This window comes from Streptococcus infantis (assembly GCF_047463275.1).
In the GTDB taxonomy this organism is placed as follows: Bacteria; Bacillota; Bacilli; order Lactobacillales; family Streptococcaceae; genus Streptococcus; species Streptococcus infantis_AF.
In genome coordinates this window covers 87,137-108,688 of the sequence record NZ_JASHEE010000003.1, presented here as the reverse complement: position 1 = coordinate 108,688, position 21,552 = coordinate 87,137, and the positions used below count along the sequence as shown (strand labels likewise).

Sequence of the window (21,552 nt, the reverse complement as noted above, 5' to 3'; positions counted from 1 at the left end):
CTTTTTTCCGAGAATTTAGATCGGGTTCAGTTCCTTTCTTTCATATTGAGTAAGAAACTTAAGAGCTCGAGTTCAATTTCTCGAACACTCTTTGTTCCTTTCTATTGATATTGTGAATCAAACCACGATTTAGGTCGGGTTCAATTCCTTTCTTTTATATTCCCAAATAAATGAGATTCAGTCCCTTTTTACCGAAAAACAGAGGCTGGGTTACAACCTCTGGATTTCTTCTTATCATTACGACGTTCTAAAACAAAGTCGATTATATTTTGTTTTAGAACTAGTAAGGCTGAATTGAGTTTCGGCTAAATCGAGCACGCCCTAACCTCTTGGTGAAAAAGAGACGTAGCTGTTTTCGCTTTAGCGAATTACAGATATGGCTACCTTTAGGTGTAAATCTTTCTAGAAACTAAAGTTTCTGCGTCAGATTTCCTATTTTCACTGTGAGGTTTTAACGGGCTTTGCATCTTATTTTTCCGTAAACTCTCCGTCTACGACGTCATCGCCTGCATTTCCTGTTGCTTGTGCGCCTTCTGCTCCTGCTTGAGCTTGTTGCGCTGCTGCGGCTTGTTCGTAGAGTTTAACAGCAAGTCCTTGTGCTTTTTCGTTCAATGCTTCAAGTTTTGCTTTCATTTCGTCCAAGTTGTTGTCTTCTTGAGCTTTCTTAAGATCATCAAGGGCAGCTTGTGCAGCATCACGTTCTGCATCGAAGCCTTTGCCTTCAGTTTCCTTGATTGTCTTTTCAGTCGCAAAGATAGCTTGGTCTACTTCGTTACGAAGGTCAACTTCTTCTTTACGTTTCTTATCTGCTTCAGCGTTTGCTTCTGCATCTTTCATCATGCGGTCGATTTCTTCGTCTGTCAAACCTGAGTTCGATTGGATAACGATTGTTTGTTCTTTTTGAGTTCCAAGGTCTTTGGCTTTAACAGATACGATACCGTTCTTATCGATGTCAAATGTTACTTCGATTTGTGGGATACCACGAGGTGCAGCTGGGATATCTGTCAATTGGAAGCGTCCTAGAGTCTTGTTATCTGCTGCCATTGGGCGTTCACCTTGAAGAACGTGGATATCAACGGCTGGTTGGTTGTCTGCTGCAGTTGAGAAGACTTGTGATTTAGATGTTGGAATAGTAGTGTTGCGATCGATAAGTTTTGTAAATACTCCACCCATTGTTTCAATACCAAGTGACAATGGTGTTACGTCAAGAAGGACAACGTCTTTGACATCACCAGTAATCACACCACCTTGGATGGCAGCTCCCATAGCCACTACTTCGTCAGGGTTAACTGATTTGTTTGGTTCTTTACCAGTTTCAGCTTTAACAGCTTCAACAACGGCAGGAATACGAGTTGAACCACCGACAAGGATTACTTCGTCGATATCTGACAAGCTCAAACCTGCATCTGAAAGGGCTTGACGAACTGGAGTTTTAGTACGTTCTACAAGGTCGCGAGTCAAATCATCGAATTTAGCACGAGTCAAAGTCATTTCCAAGTGAAGAGGTCCAGCCTCACCAGCAGTGATAAATGGCAAGCTGATTTGAGTTGAAGTCACTCCAGAAAGGTCTTTTTTAGCTTTTTCTGCCGCATCTTTCAAACGTTGAAGAGCCATTTTGTCAGCTGACAAGTCAATGCCGTTTTCTTTCTTGAATTCTGCTACTAAGTAGTCGATGATTTTTTGGTCAAAGTCGTCACCACCAAGTTTGTTATCCCCTGCAGTTGCCAATACATCAAAGACACCATCACCCAATTCAAGGATAGATACGTCGAATGTACCACCACCAAGGTCGAATACCAAGATTTTTTCTTCTTTATCAGTCTTATCCAAACCGTAAGCAAGGGCTGCTGCTGTTGGTTCGTTGACGATACGTTCTACTTCAAGACCAGCGATTTTACCAGCATCTTTTGTTGCTTGACGTTGCGCATCGTTGAAGTAAGCAGGAACTGTGATAACTGCTTTAGTTACTTTTTCACCAAGGTAATCTTCAGCATAACCTTTCAAATATTGAAGGATCATAGCTGAGATTTCTTGTGGAGTGTATTCTTTGCCGTTAGCAGAAACTTTTTCAGAAGTACCCATCTTAGATTTGATAGAGATGACTGTATCTGGGTTTGTGACTGCTTGACGTTTTGCAGCATCACCAACGATGATTTCACCGTTTTTGAATGACACTACAGATGGAGTTGTGCGGTTACCTTCTGGGTTTGCGATGATTTTTGATTCAGTTCCTTCAAGAACTGCAACTGCTGAGTTTGTTGTACCTAAGTCAATACCGATAATTTTAGACATGTGTTTTTCTCCTTAAATTTATCTTCTTTTTTCTTTTTGATACTCCCCTTAAGTGGTGGGGACGTGAGCAACTCCCTTCGGGATTTCATCACTTATTTTTGAGCCTACTGTCTCAAAAATCCCCTGTTTCAGTAGCACACGCTACTGAAACTTTCACCACGGCGGGAAATATCTTCCTTGCAAGCCTCCGGCTTGCGTTTTATCTTTCTTTCATAGTTTAGTGTCGTTTCGGACAAGGTTTTTTAAGTTCTCTAGCCTAGTTATACACAACCACCATAGCCGGTCTTAGGATGCGGTCATGGAGTTTGTAGCCTTTTTGGAAGACTTGTGCGATGGTATCTGCTGGATGCTCATCATCAGCTGGAATTGTTTGAATAGCCATATGGTAGTTATGGTCAAACTCTCCATCTGCTGGAATTTCTTCAATTCCTTCTTCTTTCAGAGCATGTACCAAACTTTCTTGGACCATTTCCAAGCCCTTCTTCACATCATCTGTCAGCCCTTCAACAGCAAGAGCACGTTCTAGGTTGTCAAGTGACGGCAAAATTGCTTTTGCCAAATCTTGGCTGCGATAGCGTTGCAAGAGTTGGCGTTCTTCATTGGCACGGCGCTGAATGTTTTGCATTTCTGCATGAGCACGAAGATATTTGTTTTCAAATTCCTCGACACGTTCATTCGCCAAGTCCAATTCCGACTTCTCGGGAGTTGTTTCTTCTACTGGTTCAACAACTTCCTCTTCTTTTACTTCTTCATTTTTTATATCTTGGGCCATTTTCGCCTCCTTTAATGATTTCAATCTTAATTCACTTCATAGTGATTGCTACTGAGATAGCGGTAAAAATCCGTCAACTTCATAGTCAAAACTCGATTGACAACATTAAGTTGATTAACCAATTGTTGATAATCCAGATTAACTGGACCAATAATCGCAATAATTCCAAATCCACGATAGGGAATCAGGAACTTACTGCTAATCACTGCTAAGTCAGCAAGACAAGATTCTTGGCTATCCGCAACTCGGACACTTTGCATCTGGTCGCCAATCAGATTCTCTCGAATTTCCAAAGCTACCTTTTGTGGCTGATCAAAAAATTGATAGGCCGCTAAATTAGCGAAATTCAAAAGATTGACTTTGCCAGAAACCACGATATTTTCATTGAACATTTCTTTGAAGATATGCTCAATAAGATCCATAACGTTATCCGTTGTTGTGAAGTAACGTTGGATAATTTGCGGAATCTCTGTCCGAATCTTGTAGTGAATATCCAAAACAGTCTGATCCAGGAAACGTTCTTGAATCATGGTCTTGAGGCGATTTAAATCTTCCTGCAAGAAATTTCTCGGAATCAAAAACTGACTGGTAACTGTTCTAGACTCATCAAGCGTAAAAACAGCAAGAGCTGTATGTTGCCCGAGGACAACAATATCAAAAGCTGTTAGCTTCTGCCTACTTGGTTCTACATCCAGCGCTACAACCGTACAACTACTCAAGTCTGACAAAATTTTCGTTGCCTCGTGAAGAATATCCTCAAGCTTGAAGAATTCTTGATCAAAGGCTTTTACAATCTCATAAACTTGATTTTCAGCTAAACGGTCAAAGGATAGGGAGTGTTTGACATAGTATTGAAAACCAGCCACACTCGGCATACGACCACTGGAAGTATGTGCCTTTTCAAGTAAACCTTGCTTTTCTAGAGCTGCCATATCATTTCGAATGGTAGCACTACTAGAGTTGATAGACTCTTGCAAGGCTTTGGATCCAACAGGTTCGTGCGTTTTGGTAAAGATGTCAATAATCAGATTTAAAATATTCTGCTGACGTTCCGTAACCATCTCGTCACTCCTCTCTGATAGATCTTTTTTTAGCACTCGATGTATCCAAGTGCTAACTTATGATTCTATTATACACCCTTAGAAAAGAATGTCAAGACAAAAACTCAAAAAATTAGCACTCTTTTATTAAGAGTGCTAAAAATCGGTCTGAGGACCTAGAAACCAATGTCAATCAACCAGATATTTCCGTCTAAGTCTGTAAAAACTATAGATTAGGTAAGAAATCATGAGAGCATATAGGGCAAAAATAAGGAAGAAAGACTGAGAGAGGCTTTCGCGAAACAGGCTCATACAAACAACTAGACCGCCAGAGATAGAAACTGTAGCTGTGCGAAGTCCAGATTTCACACCAGCCCATCTAAGATGATTGTTCATGAAAGATTGATCCTTTAAATCTACATCACAAGTTGCTTTTCTAAAAACAGTATAAGAACAATTTTCCACAAATTCCCATCCTCTATCCTTAATACTTTGTAAATCTACCTCATTTTTTCTAAGGTAGCTAGTATTCCACACACGGTAAATCACATCATCTGGTCGGCATGGTTCAAAATAGAAAAAGCCAAAACGATTCGATTTAAATTTCCAACCTTTTAAATGCATCTCATGCAAATAATCTTCCACCTTATCTAAATCAAATATGGTAAACATTCGAAATTGTACTTTGCTATTCATTGTCTAACCTCCAAAATGATTTTATTTATCAGATAATTCTTTCCACTTTTGAAACAATCTCCAAAAAATATAAGCAATCTGAATCGTGAAAACTATCAATAAAGTACAGTCTATGATAACAATCAAAAACATTCCCCAACTGAAAGAACTACCTCCACTGACAAACTTTGAGAAAACCGGTAGTAGAGCTAAAAAGAGAAGCAAAATAGGAAGCATCCGCATTGTTAAAATCTTCTTGACCATTGCTAACTTCCCTGCCGCGTCATTATAAATTTCAAACTCGGCATCCGACTCAACTCCAGAATAAAGCTTTCTAAAGTAGGAAAAACCATTAAAGTCTGTAATATGCTCCCAGCCACAATCTTTAAATAGTTGTAAATAGGAAGCTCTCTCTGATTTTTTCATAGGATAAAAGTCCAACTGATAAACCACCTGCTCCGGTTGGCACTTTTCAAAAGTATACTTAACCGCAACTACTAAGTTAGAATAACTTACTTCCTTAAGTTTCCAGCCCTGAGCATGCATTTCTCCGAGATAGAGAGCCTCTCTATCATAATCCGCAATGGTAGCAATTCTATAAACAACTTTCTTTTCCATCAAAGTTCCTCCCGACTGTTTCTGTAGAGGCGTTCAATACGTTTCAACTCAATGTCTAAAACTTTTCGACCCAAGTCTGTTATCTGATAGATTTTACGCTTTTCCTCTTCTCGGACAAAGGAAACCAAGCCATCCTTTTCCATCTTTGACAGGGTTCCATACATAGTTCCAGGACTAATTGATACTTGCGAATCTGTCATCTCTTTGACCTTTTGTGTAATACCATAGCCATGATTTTCCTTCTGCAGACAGAACAGAATATAAAAACCCGTTTCAGTCATGGGAAGGTAAACCCGTCTAATCTTATCTGTTAATCCCATTTAACAAGACCTCCTATTCAGTTCGATATATCGTACTTCGTTATACAAAATATATCACACCTCGATATAAATTGCAAGAAAAAGAAGATTGCCCTCACGGACAATCTTCTTATTTGTTATTAGTAAAGATCTAGGTAGTTGTCAATTTCCCATTGTGAGACAAAGGTTGCATAGCTTGCCCACTCGATACGTTTGGCTTCAAGGAAGCTAGTGTAGATGTGTTCACCTAGAGCTGCTTTAACCACTTCGTCTTCTGTCATAGCCTTCAAAGCGTTGTGAAGAGTTGATGGAAGGTCAGTAATGCCAGCCTCTTTACGCTCTTCTGCAGTCATGATATAGATATTTTCTTCGATTGGCGCTGGTGCTTCGATTTTGTTTTCAATACCGTGCAAACCAACTTCCAAAAGAACAGCCATTGCGATATATGGATTTGCCATTGGGTCTACTGAGCGCAATTCCAAACGTGTTCCCATTCCGCGTGAAGCTGGTACGCGAACAAGTGGCGAACGGTTACGGCCAGCCCAAGCGATGTAAACAGGGGCTTCGTAGCCTGGAACCAAACGTTTGTATGAGTTAACTGTTGGGTTCATAATAGCTGTATAGTTGTAAGCGTGCTTGATCAAACCACCAAGGAAGTAGTAAGCAGTTTCTGATAACTGCATTCCTTTTGGATCATTTGGATCAAAGAAGGCATTGTTCCCTTCCGCATCAAACAAGGACATATTGCAGTGCATTCCTGAACCAGCGATACCAAATTTAGGTTTAGCCATAAAGGTTGCATACAAGCCATGTTTACGCGCAATTGTTTTTACAACAAGTTTAAAGATTTGAATCTTATCACAAGCACGAAGAACTTCATCGTATTTAAAGTCAATCTCATGTTGACCTACGGCAACTTCGTGGTGACTGGCTTCTACTTCAAATCCCATTTTGGTCAAGACGTTAACAATCTCACGACGAGTGTTATCAGCAAGGTCTGTAGGTGCCAAATCAAAGTAACCACCCTTGTCATTTACCTCAAGAGTTGGATCACCATTCTCATCCAGTTTAAATAGGAAGAATTCTGGTTCAGGACCAAGGTTGAAAGATTTGAATCCAACTTCTTCCATGTGACGAAGAGCACGCTTGAGGTTTCCACGAGGGTCTCCTGCAAAAGGTTTTCCTTCTGTCGTATAAACATCACAAATCAATCCCGCAACACTACCATTTTCATCTCCCCAAGGAAAGACCGTCCAGGTATCCAAGTCAGGGTATAGATACATATCTGATTCATTGATACGTACAAATCCCTCAATAGAAGATCCATCAAACATAGCCTTGTTTGACAAGACCTTGTCTAGTTGTTCATCTGTAGCAGGAATTTCGACGTTTTTCATAGTTCCCAAAATATCTGAGAACATGAGGCGGATAAAAGTTACATTTTTTTCCTTAACTTCTCGACGAATATCTGCAGCTGTGATTGGCATGGTTTTTCTCCTTATATATGACGACTAGCGGTTGCCTAACCGCGACCAAAAGGTGATTGTTGAGAAGCAAAGCGGCTTTGTTGGAGAACCTCATTCCGAAGCGCCCGACGCACTTCAGTCTGACTAACTGGTTTTTTAGATTTCGCTTCACGTTCAGCATATTTTTTCTTGATGGCAGCAATGTTAAGACCTTCAGAGATATAATCTTTAATCTCCAACAAGCGATCCATGTCATTCAAAGAATACATCCGGCGATTACCTTCGTTTCGATCAGGTTTTATCAACTCTTGATCTTCATAATAACGAATTTGACGCGCCGAAAGATCGGTCAGCTTCATAACACTACCAATGGGGAAAACTGCCATATTGCGACGAAATTCTTTTTCCTTCATGTGCACTTCCTCTTCTTTCTGTCTATTATAATCTAAAAAAAATCAATCGTCAATTGTTAATGTCATATCTTATGACATTATTTTATTTTTTCTGTATGAGACTCCGCAAGCGATCAATATCATAATTGACTAGAATTGCTACAAAAACTCCCATAAAAGTCTCAAAAACTCGAGCAAACACGTACAAAACAGTCTCTCCGCTCGGAATTGATAGGGTAATAATCAACATAGCTGCAACTCCCCCAATAACTCCTGACTTATTGTTCATGGCAACATTTGTCATGATGGTTAACATGGTACATATCGGAACCACAAGGAGAGTTACCAAGAAGGCTCCATGAAAAAAGTTGTTCAAGAGAAAGAAAATCAGCGCATAAAAACCACCGATACTATTCCCTAAAATACGTGATGTCCCAAAGTGGACACTCTTATCAAAGTCTTCTCTCAAGCTAAAAACGGCTGTAAGAGCCCCAATCTGAAGACCCTTCCATCCAAAAAAACCAAAAATCATGAGGACCAAAAAAACAGCGATTCCTGTTTTAAAGGTGCGCATCCCTAACTTAAACTTAGATTTATCAAATGTATACTTTTTAAAATAACTCATCATTTCATCTTTCTTTTTTTCCATTTTATCATAATTTTACTTTTTTGAGAAAAGGATTCCTCAATTGAAGAAAATAGGAACTAAAAAGAGAAGGGTATAAATCCTTCTCTTTTATATTCCAATATTCTTTTTTAGAATAAATACATGAAAGCCAAGGTGACGAGACTAGCAAGCAAGCCCACTCCCCAGAAGAAGAAATCGACCTTCCACTCACTCCAGGCTTGACCTTTACCAGAAAATCCACCCAACTCAAAATGGTGATGAACTGGTGTCATCCGGAAGATACGTTTTCCGCCAGTCAACTTAAAGTAGGTAACTTGCATCATAACAGATGTTGTTTCAAAAACATACACTATACCAATCAGGAGTAACGTCCATTCTTGGTGCAGTGCCATAGAAATAGCGGCCAACATCCCTCCAAGAGCAAGACTTCCGACATCTCCCATAAAAACTTTAGCAGGCTTATGGTTAAAGACAAAGAAACCAAGAAGACCACCAATCATGGCAAGAATCACCAGGAGAATATCCAATTGGTTTTGTACATAAGCAATGACTCCATAGGCAGATAGGCTAATCACTACTGAGATACTTGCCAAGCCATCAATTCCGTCAGTCAAGTTAACAGCATTTGAAAAACCAACTAACCAGAAGAGAGCAAAGAAAATGTAAAGAACGCCTAAGTGCAATGGATACCCAAATACATTTAAGACATCCCCTCCTCTTTCATAAAAGAGATAGAAGATAACTCCTCCTACTAATTGAAGCAAGAGCTTTTGTTTAGGATTGAGCCCTTCATTAATTTTACGAAAAACCTTGAGGAAATCATCTAAGAAGCCAACCAAACCATACAAAACGAGAATAAAGAGAATCATCCCTACATTGTTGGTCAATTGATTTGTTAAAAGTGCAAAGATAAAGCTGACTAAAACACCTACTATAAGGAAAACAATTCCACCCATTGTTGGTGTTCCAGCTTTTGCTTGATGCTGTTTCACATCCTCGTGCATCTGCTGACCAGTAATCTGTGCTTTACGATAAAAACGGATAAAAGCTGGAATTCCTACCACTGTAAGAACAAAAGTAAGGATTCCAGGAAAGAGAGAAACTAGCATCCTAATCTCCTAATGTTATTTTTATTTTCTGTATATTTTTTAAAGCTGTATTGGTACGAACACTTTGTTTTTTTACAGTTTCTCCTGTACCTTCAAATTCTACTTCGATATCCAGCCATTTTGCAAAAGTTTCGACATTCTTCTTAGACCATCCGTACAAATCAGGCATCTCTTCTACCTTGTCAGAAAGGAGTAAGATCTGCTCATTTGCGTCTAGATTGGTTCCTTCCGCCGCTGAACTTTCTTTGATTTTCGTTCCTGAACCGATAACGATTGGTTGAACAAGGTTACGTCGTAGTTCTTCTGCCAAATCTCCAGGGCTATAGTCTTTTGTCGAAGGCATAGCATAGTTAGTCGTAGTTGTAACCTGATCCAGACTTTTAGCAGTTGATTGAAGATTGAGAGATTCTTTCATCGCAGAAGCACGCTCCAAGATAGGGTTGGCAAACTCACCCAACTGAATCCCAGAATAATGCTGAGGTTGTTGAACTGTTACATAGAGGATGAAATCGGGATTTTCTGCTGGATGCATAGAGACTACAGAAAAAATATAGTTTGTTTCCCCTCGGAGGTATCCTCCATTTTTTTCATCTGCAATCTGAGCAGTCCCTGATTTCAAGGCTACATTATAGCCAGGAACATTGACTGTTCCCTTACCTGTACTGTGGTTGTACATCGTACCATAGGTAGGATCCGTACCAACCATAACCATGTGATCTCGAGTCAAGCTAGCTGCTTCTTTAGAGACCGGATTCCCCACCACTTCTTTTTGTGATTTACGAACCGTTTGATCATTTGGATCATAGAGCGCACTGATAAACTTAGGCTCCAACATAATCCCATCATTAGCTATCGCAGTAAAGGCACGAAGCATCTGAGTTTGTGTAACGGAAATACCTTGACCGAAGGAACTCATGGCAATATTAACGATATTGTCCTCAGGTAATTGCCCAGCATACTCATCACTCATACCAAAACGAGTTGGCACTCCAAATTTGAAACGATTGAGGTAATCTAGCCAAGTAGTGTCCCCCATCTTTTGCTCAAGGAGAGTCATACCGATGTTACTAGAGTGAGCAAAACCTTGCGAGAAGGTCATCATTCCACCGCTTGTCAAACCTTCGTTAACGTCCCAGTCCTTGATAGTGGCATCAGCTACCTTCAATTCGCTACTGTTGAAATATTCTCCTCCAGGGAAGGTATTATTGTCAATTGCTGAAGCTAAAGTAATCACCTTCATGGTTGAACCTGGTTCATAGTTACTTTGGTAAAGGATATCACGCCAGACAAAGTCCTCTGTAATCCCTTCTTTGGTATCAGCATCAAAGGTTGGTCTTTGAGTTGTAGCGAGAATCTCTCCCGTCTTAGCACTAACCAAGGTCGCAGTCATATATTTACCCTTGACTTTTTCTTGGAAGGCATCCATTTGACTTTCCATGAAAGATTGTAAAGGACTAGATAGGGTCGTATAGACATCTTTCCCGTTTACAGTCTGTCGGGTAACTTGCTCCGTACCTGGAACAATATTTCCTAAGCGGTCTTTTTCATAGGTAATGATACCATCTGTTCCCGCTAACAAGCTATTCAAGGAACTCTCGACACCAGACGTCCCTATGAGACTCTTTGAACCATCCTCATTTTCATGCAACTGCGCTAGTCCGATGAAAGATGAAGCAAATTTCCCGTTAGGATAGCTTCGATTTGGGCTTGTTGTAAAATCAATTCCCTCAACCTTAGCTGTTTCCAAATCCTTTTTTATGGACATCATATTGGCATAGGTAATACCATTTCCCTTTACCCCAAAGGAAACTTGCTTAAGATTAGGTTGAGAAAGTTGTTCCTTGACGTAGGACTCATCCATATCTAGATATTTATGGAAGACTTCTGCAACCTTGCTATACTGAGACTCCTCTACATAGAGAATTTTCCCATTTGCAGATTTATATTCCTTATCGATAATCGCATAAATGTTGTAGGATGTTGCATCCTCAGCGATTGGTGTACCATTACGGTCATAGATAGTTCCTCGTTTTGCAGGAACTGTCCGAGTTGTTTGGTGGACCTTGCTTGCTTCCTTAACTAGGTCAACACCAAATTTTGAGCCTGTACCAATAATTACCGCAAAGTTAACCAAAAAAACAGCAAAGAGAAAGACGGCCAGAAGACTCAAATTCTTTCCCACTAGTCTGCGGTTTTCTGTTGGAGATTTGCGATTTTTAATGGCAAAGCGTATGATTCGTTCTTTCCAGTTTTTCATTTACTACTCCGCCGATCGGATATTTTCATTATTTAATTGCAAGTCTTGTGAGTCTGCAATTCCGGTCAAACGTTCTGATCGGATCAATTCATTAACTTCTTGTTTAGCATCATCCAACTCTGTCTTTTTTTCTTCAATTTGTGAATTGACTGTTGTCAAATCACTCTGAACCTGCAAAAGTTGAGTCTGCATATAGACTACACTGATTGCTAAGACAAGTGCTGTGATGGCAATTGAAAAGTAAAAGGCCTTTTCAACACGTGAAAATTTTTTTATACGAGCTTGTAGCAATTGGCTCGTTGTTCCTCTGTTTTCTGCCATTATTTCCTCTTACTTGTGAATTTTTCTTGCCACTCGAAGCTTGGCTGAGTGGGAACGATTATTGGCTTCCAATTCTTCCTTGCTTGGTAAAATCGGTTTTCGAGATACCAATTCCATTTTGGGCTTGAGATCGTCTGGGATGAAAGGCAAACCTTTAGGGACTTCAACTGTGGAAGCTTCCTTAAATAACTGCTTGGTCAAGCGGTCCTCCAGCGAATGGAAGGTAATCACTGATATTCTGCCATCTAGAGCCAGCATATCCATAGCCTGCTGGATTGATTCATCTGCAGCACCCAGTTCATCATTGACCTCTATACGGATAGCTTGGAAAATTTGTTTGGCTGGGTGGCCTTTTTTCTTGAGCTCCTTTGCCGGTTTGGCAGATTTAATAATCTCTGCCAATTCCGTCGTGGTCTCAATCGGTTTCTGTTCACGCGCCTGTTCAATTTTTCGAGCAATCTGTTTGGAAAACTTGTCCTCTCCATATTTGAAAAAGATTCGTACCAAGTCATGGTAGTCGTAGTGATTAACGACTTCATAAGCGGTCAAACTAGCTTCCTGATTCATGCGCATATCCAGCGGTGCATCCTTCTTATAGGAAAAACCACGTTCACGCTGATCTAACTGCGGACTTGACACACCTAAATCATAACAAATTCCATCAATTTCAGTCACACCTAAGTCATGTAAGCGATCCTTCAAATGACGGAAATTATCCTTGATGAAGGTGACCATTCCCTTTTCGATATAGGGAGCCAAACGTTTTTGCGCATTATCAATGGCATTCTGGTCTTGGTCAAAGGCATAGAGATGCCCTTTCTCGCTTAACTTACTTAATAAATACTCGCTGTGTCCTGCTCCTCCCAAGGTCGCATCAACGTAAATACCATCAGGTTTTACATCTAGCATATCAATGGTCTCATGGAGCATGACCGTTACATGATGAAATTCTTTTGTCATATCTTATCTATTTTACCACAAATCCGACTAGCTTGCACCCACTAAAGCCAAAACATTCCATTGCTACATTATTCCTTGTATTCAAGAGGTTTCTCAGCTACTTGAGCTAGCGCTGAGTCTACTTCTAGATTTAAGTGTTGATGCACTGCCTCTGCCACTGCTCTTGGTATGCCAACTTCCACAATTTCATCCACACTGGCTTCCTTGATCTTAGTCAAGGACTTGAAATATTTCATCAAATTCTGCTTGCGTTTTGGACCTAATCCCTCGATGCCATCAAGCTGAGAGGAGAAGGAATTTTTAGAACGCAGTTGACGGTGGAATGTAATAGCAAAGCGGTGTACCTCATCCTGAATGCGTTGCAAGAGGAAAAATTCCTGAGAATTGCGAGACAACTCTACCACCTCAAGCGGATCTCCAAAAAGTAATTCATGGGTTTGGTGCTTGTCATTTTTTTGTAGCCCTGCGATTGGAATATCTAAGCCCAACTCCTCTTGAATAACCTGCTTAGCAATGTTAACCTGTCCCTGACCACCATCGATGACGATTAGATCTGGCGGTGTCAAACCGTCACGCTGAACCCGTCCATAACGTCTACGAATGACCTCTCGCATACTTGCATAGTCATCTGGTCCGACCACAGTCTTGATTTTATACTTGCGGTAATCTTTTTTGCTTGGTTTTCCGTTGACAAAAACAACCATAGCAGAGACTGGACTAGTCCCCATAATATTAGAGTTATCAAAAGACTCGATACGGACTGGGGTTGGAATTTGTAGAAGTCGCCCAAGATTTTCAATAGCCCCTTGAGTCTTTTCGACTGATTTCTCTAACAGATTAAACTTCTGCTCTAAACTAACACGAGCGTTTTTGATAGCTAGATTAACCAGTTGCTTCTTCTCCCCTCGTTGGGGCTTGAGGACCTTAGTATCCACCAAAGCCTTGATAGCTTCTTCGTCAATATCCTGAGGAATCAGGATTTCATTCGGAACCAAGTGAGACTTTTCTTGATAAAACTGCCCCACATAGGTCAAAAAATCCTCATCTGGATCGTTGTAGTAAGGAAAGAGATTGACGTCACGTTCAATCAGTTTACCTTGACGGACAAAGAAAACCTGCACACACATCCAACCCTTATCCACGTAGTAACCAAATACATCACGATTTTGAAGATCTTTTGCCATGACTCGTTGCTTAGTCCGCAGAGTGCCGATGGCCTGGATTAGATCACGATATTCCGCTGCACGTTCAAATTCCATACTTTGGGCTGCCAAAGCCATCTTACTCTTGAGTTCATCAATGATTTTATCGTCTTGTCCCTTGAGAAAATCAGAGACTTCTTGGGACATTGCTTTAAAATAGGCTTCATCCTTTCGACAAACCGTATGAGCCATGCACTGGCCGATATGGTAATAAAAACAAACCTTGGAAGGAGGATTGGTACACTTGCGAAAAGGGAAAATCCGATCCAATAGCCGTTTGATTTCATTGGCTGCTCCCACATCCGGATAGGGACCAAAATAGAGACCTCCGTCTTTTTTGACCTGACGGGTGATAATCAAGCGAGGATAGCGCTCATTTGTGATTTTGATAAAAGGATAGGACTTATCGTCCTTGAGCATAATATTGTACTTAGGCTTGTTTTCCTTTATGAGATTAATCTCTAAAAGAAGAGCTTCAATATTAGACTCCGTCACGATAAACTCAAAATCCACAATCTCAGACACCAGGGCTTCTGTCTTGGTATCATGGCTCCCACGGAAGTAGGATCGCACCCGATTGCGCAGATTTTTAGCCTTTCCTACATAAATGATAGTGCCGTTTTTATCTTTGTGAATGTAACAACCAGGGCTAGTCGGCAAGAGCTCCAGTTTTGATTTAATCAAGTTATTCATAGTTCCATTATAACAAAAAGCCCCCTGTATTGCTTAAATCAGAGAGCTCCTGTTTCCTTAGAAAATCACTTATTCCCCAGACTCATATAGTTCTTGAACTTCTTTTACATCTTGAGCTTGGATTCCATAATAGGAGCCTGCTGGTTGCATAACCGAAACTTCATTGGTGTGTTCCAAACCAATCGCATGACCTAGTTCATGCTCTGCTGTATGCATGATACGATCATAGGTATAGCCATAGTTTGGATTGGATAAATAATAATGATTCAAGCGAACGGTCACTGAAATGAATTGTTTGGTTAGGATATTTGTCTGACTCTCCGCCTCACCTGCTACAGCTGTCGAACCATCATTCATTTCGGTAGCGAAAATATCGGCCTGGTCCGCTTCTGTTACAAGCTCAAAGTTAAAAGCCCCTGTCTGGTTCCAGTTAGCAATAGCTTCAAGGTAGGCTTTTTGGAAAGTGGCATCCATTTGAGGATCAATATAGATAGTTGCTTGCGCCTTTGACCATTTTGCTCCTGAATCTTGATGATGATCCGTCTGAGACAGACCTTGTAATTTACCAGTTTCTTGCCATTGTTGCCAACCTGCTTGGCCGACTTGGACCACTTTGCTAACTTGATTTAAAGTAGCAGATAAATCCCCTGTCACATACCAGAGAATCCCAAAAGTGATGAGAATGAAGAAGATAAGCGTCCATACAAGACGCCAAAACATACGCAAAATCCCTAATAAAAATCGACATAACACACGAATAATCCAGCCCATAATTGCCCACCTTTCTAAAAAAATAAGAACCCATCTTTAAGCCATGGATTCCCATTCTAAAGATAGATTCTTAATTCTACTAAAACAAACTGAAAGAAAGCTAAAATTAAGACAAGCGTTCTTCCAAAACAAAATCGATTGGCAATGTAGTCAAAAAACGTTCCAATTGCTTTTCCCAATAATACCACTCATGGGTTCCTGCACTATGGCTATAGGTCACATCGAAACCAAGTTTCTTAAGATTTTTAACTGCTAGATTATTGGCAGAATAGAGATAATCTTGTTCGCCACACCAAACCCAGAGTTTGGTCTCCTTGTCTGACTTTTTGGCAAGGGTCTCAAGCGAGTAAGGGCTACTCACCCAATCATTAACTTTGCCAAAAACACCTCGCCAGTAGGCACGCGTTCCTAACTCTCGACTCTCAGGAGAAGACTCCTCGAAGCTAAGCGCCCCAGAAAAGCTAGCGGCATGGGAGAAACGGTCAGTTGACAGTGCTAACTTAAAGGAACCGTAGCCACCCATTGATAAACCAGCAATGAAGGTTTTATCTCGCTCGTTGGTCATATTGGAGAAGAAGCGTTTGAGCACCTTAGGCAATTCTTCTGCTAGAGCTGTGTAGTAGTTATAGCCATACTGAGTATCTGTATACCAGCCATTGTTTGTATTTGGCATGACAACAATCAGGTTGGTACCTCGTAGCAAGCGCTCCACATTGGTCCGTTTGAGCCAGCTGTTGTGGTTCCCTGACATTCCATGAAGGAGATAGAGAACTGGAATATCTTTACTGTTTGGCTCTGTCACCCGAGATGCATCCGGATAGAGTACATTTACTCCCCACTCCATACCTAAAACTTCTGAGTAATACTCAATCTTCATTACTGCCATAACTTGCTCCTTATTCGTTTGAGATAAGAAAAAGCCGAAACTCGACTTTCTCTCTTGCTATTGAATCCTTATTTTGCTTCCATGACTACTGGTAAAATGGCTGGACGACGTTTCGTTTGTTCAAAAAGGAATTTAGCTAAATTGTCACGAACCTTACCTTTAAGGTCTGCCCAGTCAAACTCCTCCCCTTGGAGATAGTCTTCAACTGTTTGGTTCACCAACTCTGTACTTTCGCGCAGAATATCTCGACTCTTCTTGAGATAGACAAAGCCACGTGTATGCACTCGTGCTTTGGCAATGATTTTCTTTTCACGACGGTTAACAGTGATAGCCACGATGAAAATACCATCTTCTGACAAGACCTTGCGGTCACGAAGAACAACGTTTCCAACATCCCCAATGGCATTACCATCAATCAAGACGTCACCTGCAGCAACGGCACCAGATGGAACAAAGTCCCCATGCTCATAAGACATGGTAGTTCCTTTTTTAGGAATAAAGATACGTTCTGGTAGCAACCCAACAGCCATAGCAGCCTTGGCATGAGCATCCAACTCACGGTATTCTCCCTGGATTGGGAAGAGATACTGAGGTTGCAAGAGATTGATCATCAATTGAAGATCACGCGCATTCCCATGCCCTGATACACGCAAACTTTGAGTAATCGGTTTAACGACACCACCTGCTTGGTAGACCATATTTTCTACACGTGCCATAACAGCTTCTTTAGCGATTGATGGCGTTGTAACGATATAAACCAAGTCTCCATCCTTGATTTCAACATAGCGGTGACGACCGATTGACATTTTACGGAGTCCATTAATCGGTTCACCCATACGACCGGTTTCCAGGATAATTAACTCGTGGTCTTCAAAACGAGACATATCTTTAGGTTTAATCAAGAGACTTTCGTTAGCCAATGACAATTTTTTCAAGCGAATGGCTGTACGAACGATATTTTCAATATCAAATCCAGTCAAAACAACGCGACGTCCTGTCTCTGCAGCAGCATCAAAGACTTGCTGAATGCGAGAAAGGTTACTTGCAACGGCAGCTACGATGATACGTCCATCCCAGTCAGAAATGGTTTGCGTAATTTCATCACCAACTTCACTTTCGCTGGCTACTTGAATATTACTGTCTGCGTTTGCTGAGTCGCTTAGAAGAGCTAAAACTCCTTCGCGACCAATTTCTGCTAAACGACCAAAGTCAGTCGCATATGATTCGCTAGCCGTTTGGTCAAATTTGAAGTCCCCTGTATAAACGATACTTCCTTCAGATGTTTTCAAAACGACACCCAGACTCTCTGGGATAGAGTGAGTTGTGCGGAAGAAGGAAACCTCCGTACCGCCAAAGTCGATTTCTGTATTTTCATCAATAACATGGAAGTCATCGAATTTTTTAGCACTATCATTTCCTTTAACAAAAAGCTTAGCAAGCTCAATTGTCAACTCTGAACCAAAAACAGGAACTTTCACTTCTGACAAAAGATAAGGAAGAGCTCCAATCGCATCCGCATGTCCGTGCGTTAAAAAGACACCTGCAATACGGTCGCTATTTTCAAACAGATATTCCATATTTGGAATAACGACATCGACACCCAACTGCTCATTTTCAGGATATTTTAAACCTGCATCTAAAACAAAGATTGAATCGTTAATTTCTGCGATGTACATGTTTTTCCCGTTTTCACGAACACCGCCTAAAGTTGTTAATTTAATATTGGTCATTTTCCCTCCGAAGTATTACTATAACGTGTTTGTAGAGTCTTCACAACTCTCTTTTTGTAAAAGTCCAATTTACTTTTATCCGAATCTTTTCCTCTCATTATACCATTTTTTTACTAATTTTCAAAATGAAGATAGGATTTCAACTAGAGAACATTCACCACTAATAACCGAATCGCTTTGCTTTGTTTTCCCTTTGCGAAATCGCTGTCCGCCAAAGGACCTAGGGCCTTACTTCACAAACAGCTACTCGGCAAAAAATCGTAATAAGGAACTTGCTCACAAATAAAAAAAGATTTAGAAGCTCTAAATCTTTTTAATCATCTTTAGTTGGGATAAATGTAAGTAACTTTACCTAAAAATTCATGTGGATTAAAGAAACCACGATAGTTAGCAATTTGTTTTTGACGTCTGTAGTTTGCTTCCAATACCTGAATAGAATTTTCACTTTGTACATCTGTCACATAAGCAACGTGTCCATATTCACCACCGTCCCAAACGGCGATTGCACCTACTACTGGAACATCTCCTACACGATAACCTTGAGCACTAGCATAAATCGCCCAAGTATTAGCATTTCCCCACCAGTTACTAGCCCAAGGAGCCAATTCTTTTACGCCCCATGTACACTGACCAACAGGATATGAGTTCCCATAGTCTGTCGGAGTATTCACGACAACATCATCATCTGAAGCAGGATTCAAAGTACTAGTCGCCTCAGAAGCCGGAGCGCCGTATGAATAAGTAGCCTGAGTTGGACCGCTTACTTCTAGCACATCCCCTGGGTGGATCATATCAAAAATGCTTTTCCCGTTATTTGCTGCCAACTCATAAGGATCCATGCCATTTGCAGTAGCAATACCAAAAAATGAATCTCCGTCTTGGACAACGTAAGAAGATGCACTAACAGTTTGAGCTCCAACTGTCGCCAAAATAGCTGTAGATGTTAAACCAAGAGTCAGTTTAGCAACTGTTTTTTTCATAATAATTTTCTCCTAAAATTTTATTGATTATTTTTAATTTTTTTGTTGACAAGAGAATCATACCTGATTTACATGTCAGTTGTTTTAGAATTATGTTGTAGTCATGTTACAAATATGTATACTTTTACTACATAACATTCTAAAGAACAAATAATTTAAAAATTATAAGAGACAACAAAAAACTGAGATAGATTATCTCAGCTTCTTTTCTTCTATTTTTCCATTAAAAAGTCATAGATTTCCTGTACTGTTCCAAGTGCCATCATTTCTTGATTTTTAACAGTTTGTTTGAGATTTTGATAAATCTGACTTTCAGCGATGTCCCGCTTGGCAGCATCTTTATTTACTTTCATTACACCATTTTCAATCGTAACAAAACCAAGTTCTTCAAAAATCTGAATCATTTTGACTAGCAAGATCTGTTCTATCTTCAAAAAAGCTGATAAGTCCTTGAGCTTATAACGAATATCAAATTCTGGGAACTGGTAGATTGTCTTATAAAGCTTAGCGAATTGCTCTCTTGTACCATAACCTGTCAAATAGTATGCTTTAGCGATATCATTTTTAAAGTAAATAGCAGAGAAATCCTGTTCTTGCAACACTTGTTTGAGTAGACTGAGATCCTCGGGAATATTTTTTACAACGATTGCTGGGCTAGAAAGTATTTCTGGCAAAGCACTGGTAAAATCTAGGACAGGTACTCCCTCTGGTATCTCTACACTCTTACTACGGATGTTAAAAAGTTGAACACCGTCCACACGGGCATCTACCATCATCAACTGGAGGGTTGTTTGCCCATTCCATTGGTTAACAGAAAGGGTAACTGCCAATTCCAGTTGTTTTACCTGAGAAAACTCTGTAGCCTTTGATCCTTGACCAAAAGCTACTACCTCAAAACTAGCGGTCCCTTTAGAAATCTTCAATTTTAGATGACTATCTCCCGCTCCCATAGAACGAGCATTTTCAACTTGAAAATCTCGAATATAAAAAACAGGTTTTTGGTTATCCATTCCAAAAGGAGCTAATCGTTCAAAACTTTTAACCGTCTCTAAACTTAGGCTTTCCAAATCTAATTCTTCATCTAGATATAATGTATTCTTGCCCTTGGCATCTATTCCTTTATCTTTTACATAAATTTCTAAAATTTCCGATAAGGCGTCTAGCTGTTCCGCTTCAAGTGTCATACCTGCAGCGCCTGCATGCCCACCAAAGGCGATAAAAAGTTCCCGATGCGGGTCCAAGGCTTCAAAGATATCGACTGCTTCAATACTTCGAGCACTACCCTTGGCACGACCATCTTCAATATTCAGAACAATAACTGTCTGCCCTAATTCTTCCAACAAGCGACCAGCCACAATCCCAAGAACTCCTGGGTTCCAACCTTCCTTGGCCAAAACTTGAACACTTTTGTTAGGGTCTACCAAGCTTTTAGCTTCTTCATAAATAGCCTGAACAATTTCCTTACGTTCTTCATTTTTATCTTGAATCATGAGGGCAATCTCACGCACCTCTTCATCATCAAAGCCAGTTAGTAACTCAATAGCAGGATTAGGATCATCCAAGCGTCCTAGGGCATTTAATCGTGGTGCTAACTGAAAACCAACAGTTTCTTCTGTAAGGTCACTACTAGAAATCCCTGCAATTTCAAATAGTTCTTGGAGGCCTAGTCTTTGGGTATTGCGCAAAACTTCTAGACCATATTGAACCATGATACGATTTTCATCTGTCAAACTGACCATATCAGCAATCGTTCCAATAGCAACCAAATCAAGCAACTCAACCTGCACTTCTTCCAAGAGGGCACAAGCTAGTTTAAAAGCTACCCCACAACCCGCCAAATTTTTAAAAGGATAGTCTGCTTCAGGATGCTCCGGATGAACGATTGCATAAGCATCAGGTAAGACCTCTGGTAGAGAATGGTGGTCCGTTACAATAACATCTACTCCCATAGATTGAGCCAAGTCAATAGCATCATGGCCTGCAACTCCATTATCTACGGTTACAATTAAGGATATCCCTTGTTGCTCAATGAAGTACTTGTAGACACTGGCATTAGGACCATAACCATCTGTAAAACGATTAGGAAGATAGACTAAACACTCAGCTCCTAATTGTTCTAATGTTTCTTTAAGGATTGAAGCTGATGTCATCCCATCTGCATCGTAGTCTCCATAAACGAGAATAAATTCCCCCTGCTCTATAGCACGACGAATACGATTCACTGCCTTGTCCATATCGTGGAGAAGATAGGGATCATGTAAATCATCTAGACTTGGTGCCAAAAAACGAGACAAACTATCCTCATCCTTAATACCTCGGCTAAATAATAAACGAGCAGGTTCAGGCCCTAGCCCCGCTTTCTTGGCGATTTTTGTAAAATCCGCATCCTCAACTTGAGGTGCAAATTGCCAATTATAAGTCGGAATAATCAAAATTCATCCACTCTTTCTTACGATTCTAT

19 protein-coding genes are annotated in these 21,552 nt (G+C 40.4%); all 19 read right to left on the bottom strand.

Annotated elements, in window-relative coordinates:
- Positions 1-468: 468 nt before the first annotated feature.
- The 19 genes from dnaK to recJ all read right to left on the bottom strand — a co-directional run bounded on the left by dnaK (position 469) and on the right by recJ (position 21,523).
- On the bottom strand, positions 469-2,292 hold the full coding sequence (gene dnaK / locus QM923_RS05170; protein ID WP_414291118.1) for a molecular chaperone DnaK: 1,824 nt from the start codon (positions 2,290-2,292) through the stop codon (positions 469-471).
- Between the two features lie 256 nt (positions 2,293-2,548).
- The gene (gene grpE / locus QM923_RS05165) at positions 2,549-3,064 is read right to left on the bottom strand and encodes a nucleotide exchange factor GrpE (protein ID WP_414291117.1); all 516 of its coding nucleotides are present in this window, start codon (positions 3,062-3,064) and stop codon (positions 2,549-2,551) included.
- A 26-nt stretch (positions 3,065-3,090) separates the two neighbouring features.
- Positions 3,091-4,125, bottom strand: a complete 1,035-nt coding sequence (gene hrcA, locus QM923_RS05160; RefSeq protein ID WP_414291116.1) for a heat-inducible transcriptional repressor HrcA — start codon at positions 4,123-4,125, stop codon at positions 3,091-3,093.
- 168 nt (positions 4,126-4,293) lie between these two features.
- Positions 4,294-4,800, bottom strand: a complete 507-nt coding sequence (locus tag QM923_RS05155; protein ID WP_414291115.1) for a DUF2812 domain-containing protein — start codon at positions 4,798-4,800, stop codon at positions 4,294-4,296.
- Positions 4,801-4,821: 21 nt separating this feature from the next.
- On the bottom strand, positions 4,822-5,397 hold the full coding sequence (locus QM923_RS05150; protein ID WP_414291114.1) for a DUF2812 domain-containing protein: 576 nt from the start codon (positions 5,395-5,397) through the stop codon (positions 4,822-4,824).
- Positions 5,397-5,717, bottom strand: coding sequence for a PadR family transcriptional regulator (locus QM923_RS05145; protein WP_414291113.1), 321 nt, complete (start codon positions 5,715-5,717; stop codon positions 5,397-5,399). The genes QM923_RS05150 and QM923_RS05145 overlap by 1 nt, the downstream gene beginning before the upstream one ends.
- Positions 5,718-5,836: 119 nt before the next feature.
- On the bottom strand, positions 5,837-7,183 hold the full coding sequence (gene glnA, locus QM923_RS05140; protein ID WP_414291112.1) for a type I glutamate--ammonia ligase: 1,347 nt from the start codon (positions 7,181-7,183) through the stop codon (positions 5,837-5,839).
- 35 nt (positions 7,184-7,218) lie between these two features.
- Positions 7,219-7,575 (bottom strand): transcriptional repressor GlnR, encoded by a 357-nt coding sequence (gene glnR, locus QM923_RS05135; protein ID WP_000659543.1) that lies wholly within the window; start codon positions 7,573-7,575, stop codon positions 7,219-7,221.
- An 82-nt stretch (positions 7,576-7,657) separates the two neighbouring features.
- Positions 7,658-8,179 (bottom strand): FUSC family protein, encoded by a 522-nt coding sequence (locus QM923_RS05130; RefSeq protein WP_006147890.1) that lies wholly within the window; start codon positions 8,177-8,179, stop codon positions 7,658-7,660.
- Positions 8,180-8,310: 131 nt separating this feature from the next.
- Positions 8,311-9,291, bottom strand: a complete 981-nt coding sequence (gene mraY / locus QM923_RS05125) for a phospho-N-acetylmuramoyl-pentapeptide-transferase (protein WP_414291111.1) — start codon at positions 9,289-9,291, stop codon at positions 8,311-8,313.
- Between the two features lies 1 nt (position 9,292).
- Complete coding sequence (pbp2x, locus tag QM923_RS05120) at positions 9,293-11,548, bottom strand: penicillin-binding protein PBP2X (protein ID WP_414291110.1); 2,256 nt, start codon at positions 11,546-11,548, stop codon at positions 9,293-9,295.
- 3 nt (positions 11,549-11,551) lie between these two features.
- Complete coding sequence (ftsL, locus tag QM923_RS05115) at positions 11,552-11,869, bottom strand: cell division protein FtsL (protein WP_024053600.1); 318 nt, start codon at positions 11,867-11,869, stop codon at positions 11,552-11,554.
- A gap of 9 nt (positions 11,870-11,878) precedes the next feature.
- On the bottom strand, positions 11,879-12,829 hold the full coding sequence (gene rsmH / locus QM923_RS05110) for a 16S rRNA (cytosine(1402)-N(4))-methyltransferase RsmH (RefSeq protein WP_036754792.1): 951 nt from the start codon (positions 12,827-12,829) through the stop codon (positions 11,879-11,881).
- A 68-nt stretch (positions 12,830-12,897) separates the two neighbouring features.
- Positions 12,898-14,724, bottom strand: coding sequence for an excinuclease ABC subunit UvrC (gene uvrC, locus QM923_RS05105; protein ID WP_414291109.1), 1,827 nt, complete (start codon positions 14,722-14,724; stop codon positions 12,898-12,900).
- A gap of 69 nt (positions 14,725-14,793) precedes the next feature.
- Complete coding sequence (locus QM923_RS05100; protein ID WP_414291108.1) at positions 14,794-15,495, bottom strand: M57 family metalloprotease; 702 nt, start codon at positions 15,493-15,495, stop codon at positions 14,794-14,796.
- Positions 15,496-15,601: 106 nt separating this feature from the next.
- Positions 15,602-16,381 carry an alpha/beta hydrolase gene (locus QM923_RS05095; RefSeq protein ID WP_414291107.1) on the bottom strand — a complete coding sequence of 260 codons (780 nt, stop codon included), beginning with the start codon at positions 16,379-16,381 and terminating at the stop codon, positions 15,602-15,604.
- Between the two features lie 68 nt (positions 16,382-16,449).
- The gene (locus QM923_RS05090; protein ID WP_414291106.1) at positions 16,450-18,111 is read right to left on the bottom strand and encodes a ribonuclease J; all 1,662 of its coding nucleotides are present in this window, start codon (positions 18,109-18,111) and stop codon (positions 16,450-16,452) included.
- Between the two features lie 323 nt (positions 18,112-18,434).
- Positions 18,435-19,091, bottom strand: a complete 657-nt coding sequence (locus tag QM923_RS05085; protein WP_414291105.1) for a COG3942 and LysM peptidoglycan-binding domain-containing protein — start codon at positions 19,089-19,091, stop codon at positions 18,435-18,437.
- A 212-nt stretch (positions 19,092-19,303) separates the two neighbouring features.
- Entirely contained in the window at positions 19,304-21,523 is a 2,220-nt protein-coding gene (gene recJ, locus QM923_RS05080; RefSeq protein ID WP_414291104.1) for a single-stranded-DNA-specific exonuclease RecJ, read from the bottom strand.
- Positions 21,524-21,552 lie beyond the last annotated feature (29 nt).

What these genes read in the sequence shown, in the direction of transcription:
- dnaK (WP_414291118.1), bottom strand. Translation starts at nt 2,292, where the DNA reads ATGTCTAAAATTATCGGTATTGACTTAGGTACAACAAACTCAGCAGTT.
- grpE (WP_414291117.1), bottom strand. Translation starts at nt 3,064, where the DNA reads ATGGCCCAAGATATAAAAAATGAAGAAGTAAAAGAAGAGGAAGTTGTT.
- hrcA (WP_414291116.1), bottom strand. Translation starts at nt 4,125, where the DNA reads ATGGTTACGGAACGTCAGCAGAATATTTTAAATCTGATTATTGACATC.
- QM923_RS05155 (WP_414291115.1), bottom strand. Translation starts at nt 4,800, where the DNA reads ATGAATAGCAAAGTACAATTTCGAATGTTTACCATATTTGATTTAGAT.
- QM923_RS05150 (WP_414291114.1), bottom strand. Translation starts at nt 5,397, where the DNA reads ATGGAAAAGAAAGTTGTTTATAGAATTGCTACCATTGCGGATTATGAT.
- QM923_RS05145 (WP_414291113.1), bottom strand. Translation starts at nt 5,717, where the DNA reads ATGGGATTAACAGATAAGATTAGACGGGTTTACCTTCCCATGACTGAA.
- glnA (WP_414291112.1), bottom strand. Translation starts at nt 7,183, where the DNA reads ATGCCAATCACAGCTGCAGATATTCGTCGAGAAGTTAAGGAAAAAAAT.
- glnR (WP_000659543.1), bottom strand. Translation starts at nt 7,575, where the DNA reads ATGAAGGAAAAAGAATTTCGTCGCAATATGGCAGTTTTCCCCATTGGT.
- QM923_RS05130 (WP_006147890.1), bottom strand. Translation starts at nt 8,179, where the DNA reads ATGAGTTATTTTAAAAAGTATACATTTGATAAATCTAAGTTTAAGTTA.
- mraY (WP_414291111.1), bottom strand. Translation starts at nt 9,291, where the DNA reads ATGCTAGTTTCTCTCTTTCCTGGAATCCTTACTTTTGTTCTTACAGTG.
- pbp2x (WP_414291110.1), bottom strand. Translation starts at nt 11,548, where the DNA reads ATGAAAAACTGGAAAGAACGAATCATACGCTTTGCCATTAAAAATCGC.
- ftsL (WP_024053600.1), bottom strand. Translation starts at nt 11,869, where the DNA reads ATGGCAGAAAACAGAGGAACAACGAGCCAATTGCTACAAGCTCGTATA.
- rsmH (WP_036754792.1), bottom strand. Translation starts at nt 12,829, where the DNA reads ATGACAAAAGAATTTCATCATGTAACGGTCATGCTCCATGAGACCATT.
- uvrC (WP_414291109.1), bottom strand. Translation starts at nt 14,724, where the DNA reads ATGAATAACTTGATTAAATCAAAACTGGAGCTCTTGCCGACTAGCCCT.
- QM923_RS05100 (WP_414291108.1), bottom strand. Translation starts at nt 15,495, where the DNA reads ATGGGCTGGATTATTCGTGTGTTATGTCGATTTTTATTAGGGATTTTG.
- QM923_RS05095 (WP_414291107.1), bottom strand. Translation starts at nt 16,381, where the DNA reads ATGGCAGTAATGAAGATTGAGTATTACTCAGAAGTTTTAGGTATGGAG.
- QM923_RS05090 (WP_414291106.1), bottom strand. Translation starts at nt 18,111, where the DNA reads ATGACCAATATTAAATTAACAACTTTAGGCGGTGTTCGTGAAAACGGG.
- QM923_RS05085 (WP_414291105.1), bottom strand. Translation starts at nt 19,091, where the DNA reads ATGAAAAAAACAGTTGCTAAACTGACTCTTGGTTTAACATCTACAGCT.